3 protein-coding genes and 2 pseudogenes are annotated in these 5,229 nt (G+C 73.9%); 3 read left to right on the forward strand and 2 right to left on the reverse strand.

From position 1 onward, the window contains the following. Positions 1–483 (reverse strand): annotated as a pseudogene (locus tag ABD308_RS25755) (type 2 lantipeptide synthetase LanM); the annotation flags it as partial. 210 nt (positions 484–693) lie between these two features. Continuing rightward, positions 694–1,338 carry a class I SAM-dependent methyltransferase gene (locus ABD308_RS25760; protein WP_344338975.1) on the reverse strand — a complete coding sequence of 215 codons (645 nt, stop codon included), beginning with the start codon at positions 1,336–1,338 and terminating at the stop codon, positions 694–696. Between the two features lie 241 nt (positions 1,339–1,579). Between ABD308_RS25760 and ABD308_RS25765 the strand changes: the two genes are divergently transcribed. The 3 genes and pseudogenes from ABD308_RS25765 to ctaD all read left to right on the forward strand — a co-directional run. Further along, positions 1,580–2,416: a sigma 54 modulation/S30EA ribosomal C-terminal domain-containing protein gene (locus ABD308_RS25765; RefSeq protein WP_344338976.1), complete on the forward strand. Its 837-nt coding sequence runs from the start codon at positions 1,580–1,582 to the stop codon at positions 2,414–2,416. A gap of 83 nt (positions 2,417–2,499) precedes the next feature. Then, on the forward strand, positions 2,500–2,952 hold the full coding sequence (locus tag ABD308_RS25770; RefSeq protein WP_344339026.1) for a pyridoxamine 5'-phosphate oxidase family protein: 453 nt from the start codon (positions 2,500–2,502) through the stop codon (positions 2,950–2,952). Between the two features lie 357 nt (positions 2,953–3,309). After that, positions 3,310–4,989 (forward strand): annotated as a pseudogene (gene ctaD, locus ABD308_RS25775) (aa3-type cytochrome oxidase subunit I); the annotation flags it as partial. Positions 4,990–5,229: the final 240 nt, after the last annotated feature.

Below are 5,229 nucleotides of genomic sequence, written 5' to 3' on the forward strand. Positions count from 1 at the left end.
GAGGGTGCGCGCGGCGATCCGGGCCAGCCGCCCGGTCAGCCGCGCGGTGAACCCGGCGCGCAGCGCGGCCAGGTCGATCCGGCCCAGCTGGTCGGCGGCGCGCACGGCGGGGGAGAGCGAGGTCAGCAGCCGCACCTGCGCGCGCTCGGCGAAGGGCTGCAGGACCAGCTCGAAGCCGCTCAGGCCCGGGTAGGCGGCGCGCGGCACCACCGGGCGCACCGGAGCGGCGGCCACGGCGGCCTCGGTGAAGGCGGCCCAGTCCGGGCGGGCGGCCGGGACGGGCCGGCCCGGGGTCAGGCCCCGCGCCCACCACGGGGGGCTGCCGGCACGGGGGGACCGGAGCCGACCGGGGTGGGTGCGGGGAGTCTGGACGGGGAAGTCGCCGGGCACCGGAGTGTGCGGGAACGGTGTGGCCGAGGGGACCGCCGCCGCGACCGGGCCCTGAACCGGTCCTGCGCCCCCGTCGAGGCGCGTGCTGCGCACGGCGTCCACCTCTGCCACCACCGCACCTCCGATGCCGGGAGAGGGCCGCGCTGCCGTCGAAGGCGCCGCCCTCGCTGCTGATCCTGTCGCCGCGGTGGCCCTCGGGGCATGGGGGACCGGCCCCCATCTTTGTGACGCGAGGCCCGCACGATCCGCCGTGTCCCCGCCCATCGGCGGGGGCGGCCCCACCCCTGGGGGTGACAGCGCGTGCTACCTCCGGGCGAGCAGCAGCTGGGTCGCCACGGCCGGGCGGCCGTTCATGGTGAGCACCGCGAGCTCGCGCTCGTCGAGCGGCTCGAAGGCGGCGAACAGCTCGTCCAGCCGCTCCCGGGTGTGGTGGCGGCAGACCGCGCCGTCGCTGGTCTCGAACACCCCGAAACAGCCGTAGCGGGCCTCGCACCGCCGGTAGCGCTCCTGGTTGCGCTCGTCCGCCTGGAGCAGGTAGTCGCTGACCTGGAGCAGGCCGCCCGGGCGCAGCACCCGGTGCAGCTCGGCGACCAGGGACCGCTGCGCGGCGTCGTCCGGGACGCAGGTGAGCACGGCGAACAGGAAGGCCGCGTCGTAGGCGCCGTCCGGCCGTTCCAGACGCGGCGGGTCGGTCAGCACCGCGAACCGGGCGGCCGGCTGCTCGGCGCGGGCCCGGGCGACCGGTTCGGGCGCCACGTCCACGCCCTCGACATCGGTGAAGCCGAGCGCGGCGAGCCCGCCCGCCAGCCGCCCGTACCCGCAGCCGTAGTCGAGCAGGGCGGCGTCCCGGGCGAGGCGTGCCGTCCAGGCGGTGTGCAGGGGGTGGCCGTAGGTCTTGGTGGTTCCGGTGGAGTTCCAGTACGCGGACTGGTCGTCAGGGGCCGACATGGGCCGATGATGCCACGGGTGAACGGCCGCCGGGCGCCCGGGGTGCGCCCGGGCCGTGCGGGGGTGTCCCGGGGGGTGTTCCGGGGGCGAAGGGGCCGGTGGGCGCGGGCCGATGGGGCCGTTCGGCCCTTGTGACCGGGATGCCGGAGAGGGATGGTGATCGCCGCGCCGCAGTGCGGGGTCGCCGGGGGCGGGTCGGCGCGGCAGGACCAGAGTGTGGCGGAACGGGAAGAGGCCTGAGGTGGGCGAGTTGGTCACGGTGCGGGTGTGCGAGGGGATTTCGCGGGGCTTCGCGGCCGATGCGAGAGCCCGGATCGCCGCCGTGGTGGGCGGGGCGGACGCCCTGGTGGAGTCGCTGAGGGTGCGGGTCGGGACGATCGGCGCGACGGGCTCCCCGGGCGCGACGGGCTCCTTGGGCGGGGCCGACGAGGCGGGTGTGCTGACCCAGGTCAACGCCGAGGTGGACGGCCGGCGGATCCGCGTCCAGGAGGCCGCCGCCGACCTCGGCGAGGCGCTGGACCGGCTCGCCGAGGGGCTGCGCGCCCGGATGAACGCGGTCACCTCGGGCTGGACGCCGCGGCCGTGGCCGCGCCGCACCCGGGCGCTGCTGACGGCCGACGCGCCCGGGGCCGCCGTCGCGGGGACGGCCGTGGCCGGGTCCGCCGTGGCGCGCTCCGAACTCCCTTACCCCGCCGGGCCGCAGCGCGTCGTCCGGCGCAAGCGGGCCCAACTGGTGTGGTGCTCGCCGGACGCCGCCGCCCGCACCATGGACGCGATGGACTACGACATCCACCTGTTCACCGACCCGGCCACCGAGACCGACGCGGTGGTCTACCGGGTCGGCCCGACCGGCTACCGGCTGGCCCGTACGGTGGCCGCCGGACCGCCCACCCGCCCGGCCGTCCCGCTGACGCTCAGTCCCTGCGGCGCGCCGGAGCTGACGGAGGACCAGGCCGTGGACCGGCTGAACGGCGCCGAACTGCCCTACCTGTTCTTCGCCCAGCCCGGTTCGGGGCGCGGCCGGGTGCTCTACCGGCGCTTCGACGGCGGCCTCGGCCTGATCGCGGCCGCCTCGTGAGCGACCGGTCCGGCCGCCGCCGGCTGCGCGCGCGCCGCCGCTCCGGACGTGAGCAGCCGCCGTCCCTCCGCCCCGGCGCGGTGATGCGCAGCGGGCCGCCCGTCGAGGCGCCGCCGCGCGAACTCGTGCCGCTGGAGCGGGCCGAGGCGCTGCGGCTGCTGGGCGGCGCGCCGTTCGGCCGGATCGTGTTCACGGTGAGCGCGCTGCCCGCGATCCGCCCGGTCAACCACCTCCTGGTCGACGACACCATCGTGATCCGCACCCACGACGGCGCCGCGCTGAGCGCGGCCACCCTGGGCAGCGAGGACACCGGTGTGGTGGTCGCCTACGAGGCGGACGCGATCGACCCGGTGACCAGGCTCGGCTGGAGCGTGGTGGTCACCGGCTTCGCCCGCCCGGTCACCGACCCGGCCCGACTGGCCCGCTACCGCGCCCTGTTGAGCCCCTGGGTGAACGCCTCGATGGACCACACGGTGGCCATCCAGCCCGACCTGGTGGCCGGCTACCGGCTGATCGCCGCGGCCGCCGCCTGCTGAGCCACGGGCCCGCGAATCCGCCATTCGCGGGCCCTGACCCGGGTCCCCGCGCACGGTACGCCCCCCTCCCCGGGTGGGGTGTCCGGCGCACCGGGACCCCGGCGCGGAAGAACGGTTCCGCGCCCCCGCCGGCGCGGCCGGGAGAACGTCAACTCTCCTGGCCGCGCCGGTTTTTCGTCGTTCCCCCGGGCGGCGGGCCGGTGTGGGCGGCCGGGCGGACAGTGGTCCCGGACGGGGGCCCGGATCCGAGGCCCACCGGCCCCGGCCCGCTGGGTCCAACGGCCCTAGGGCGCACGGGTGGCGCTTTCCGATCATGGATCGCCATCCATCCGCAGAAGTTTTCGAAGGAGTGCGTCCTTGAGCGCCATCGAGGCACAGGGCGACAGCGCGCTGCCGCCGTCCGCCGCCCGACCGGGACAGGCGCGGGTCAAACGACCCGGCTCGTCCCTGGTCCGGCTGCTGACGACCACCGACCACAAGACGATCGGCACCATGTACCTGGTGTCGTCGTTCGGGTTCTTCCTGATCGGCGGAATCCTCGCCCTGGTCATGCGCGCCGAGCTCGCCCGGCCGGGGACGCAGATCCTCTCCAACGAGCAGTTCAACCAGGCGTTCACCATGCACGGCTCGGTGATGCTGCTGCTCTTCGCCATGCCGCTGTTCACCGGCTTCGCCAACTGGATCATGCCGCTGCAGATCGGCGCCCCGGACGTCGCCTTCCCGCGCCTGAACATGCTGGCCTACTGGCTGTTCATGTTCGGCTCGCTGATCGCGGCCGCCGGTTTCGCCACCCCGCAGGGCGCCGCCGACTTCGGCTGGTTCCTCTACGCGCCGCTGTCCGACGCGATCCACTCGCCCGGCGTCGGCGCCGACATGTGGATCATGGGCGTGGCGCTCTCCGGCTTCGGCTCCATCCTCGGCGCGGTCAACTTCATCACCACGATCATCTGCATGCGCGCCCCCGGCATGACCATGTTCCGGATGTCCATCTTCTGCTGGAACGTGCTGCTCACCTCGGTCCTGGTGCTGCTGGTCTTCCCGGTGCTGGCCGCCGCGCTGCTGGCCCTGGAGTGCGACCGCAAGTTCGGCTCGCACGTCTTCGACCCGTCCTCCGGCGGGGCCATGCTCTGGCAGCACCTGTTCTGGTTCTTCGGCCATCCCGAGGTGTACATCCTGGCGCTGCCGTTCTTCGGCATCGTCTCCGAGGTCATCCCGGTCTTCAGCCGCAAGCCGATGTTCGGTTACGGCGGCCTGATCGCGGCGACCGTCGCCATCGCCGGCCTCTCGGTCACCGTGTGGGCGCACCACATGTACGTCACCGGACAAGTGCTGCTGCCGTTCTTCTCGTTCATGACCTTCCTCATCGCGGTACCCACCGGTGTGAAGTTCTTCAACTGGGTCGGCACCATGTGGAAGGGCTCACTGAGCTTCGAGACACCGATGCTGTGGACCGTCGGATTCCTGGTCACCTTCCTGTTCGGCGGCCTGACCGGCGTGCTGCTCGCCGCCCCGCCGATCGACTTCCACGTCTCCGACTCCTACTTCGTCGTCGCGCACTTCCACTACACGCTGTTCGGCACCGTGGTATATGCGATGTTCGCCGGCTTCCACTTCTGGTGGCCCAAGATGACCGGCAAGATGCTCGACGAGCGGCTCGGCCGGATCTGCTTCTGGACGCTCACCATCGGCTTCCACACCACCTTCCTGGTCCAGCACTGGCTCGGCGCCGAGGGCATGCCCCGCCGCTACGCCGACTACCTGGCCGCCGACGGCTTCACCACCCTCAACACGGTGTCCACCATCGGCTCCTTCCTGCTGGGCCTGTCGCTCCTGCCGTTCCTCTACAACGTCTGGAAGACCGCCAAGTACGGCGAGAAGGTCACCAGCGACGACCCGTGGGGCTGGGGCCGCTCCCTGGAGTGGGCCACCTCCTGCCCGCCGCCGCGGCACAACTTCACCACCCTGCCGCGGATCCGCACCGAGTCCCCGGCGTTCGACCTGCACCACCCGGAGATCGCCGCCCGCGACTACCTGGACCACAACGGCGTGCCCGCCAAGCACCTGGCCGGGGTCACCCCCGCCGCGTACGACGCGCCCAGGCCGCGCCGCGCCCGCGCGCTCGACGGTGGCGGCTCGGGGTCGGGCTCGGGTTCCGGTTCCGGTTCCGGCTCGGGTTCCGGCCGTACGGACGACGGCGGCTGACGGTCCGGAAGGGCCCGGCCGGGTCCTGACGGATCCTGACGGCTCCGTCCCCAGAACGCCGCTCCCGCCCGCGCG

The organism is Kitasatospora putterlickiae (assembly GCF_039527695.1).
Classification (GTDB): domain Bacteria; phylum Actinomycetota; class Actinomycetes; order Streptomycetales; family Streptomycetaceae; genus Kitasatospora; species Kitasatospora putterlickiae.

Coding starts and splice junctions, on each gene's coding strand:
- ABD308_RS25760 (WP_344338975.1), bottom strand. CDS start 1,338: ATGTCGGCCCCTGACGACCAGTCCGCGTACTGGAACTCCACCGGAACC.
- ABD308_RS25770 (WP_344339026.1), top strand. CDS start 2,500: ATGCGCAGCGGGCCGCCCGTCGAGGCGCCGCCGCGCGAACTCGTGCCG.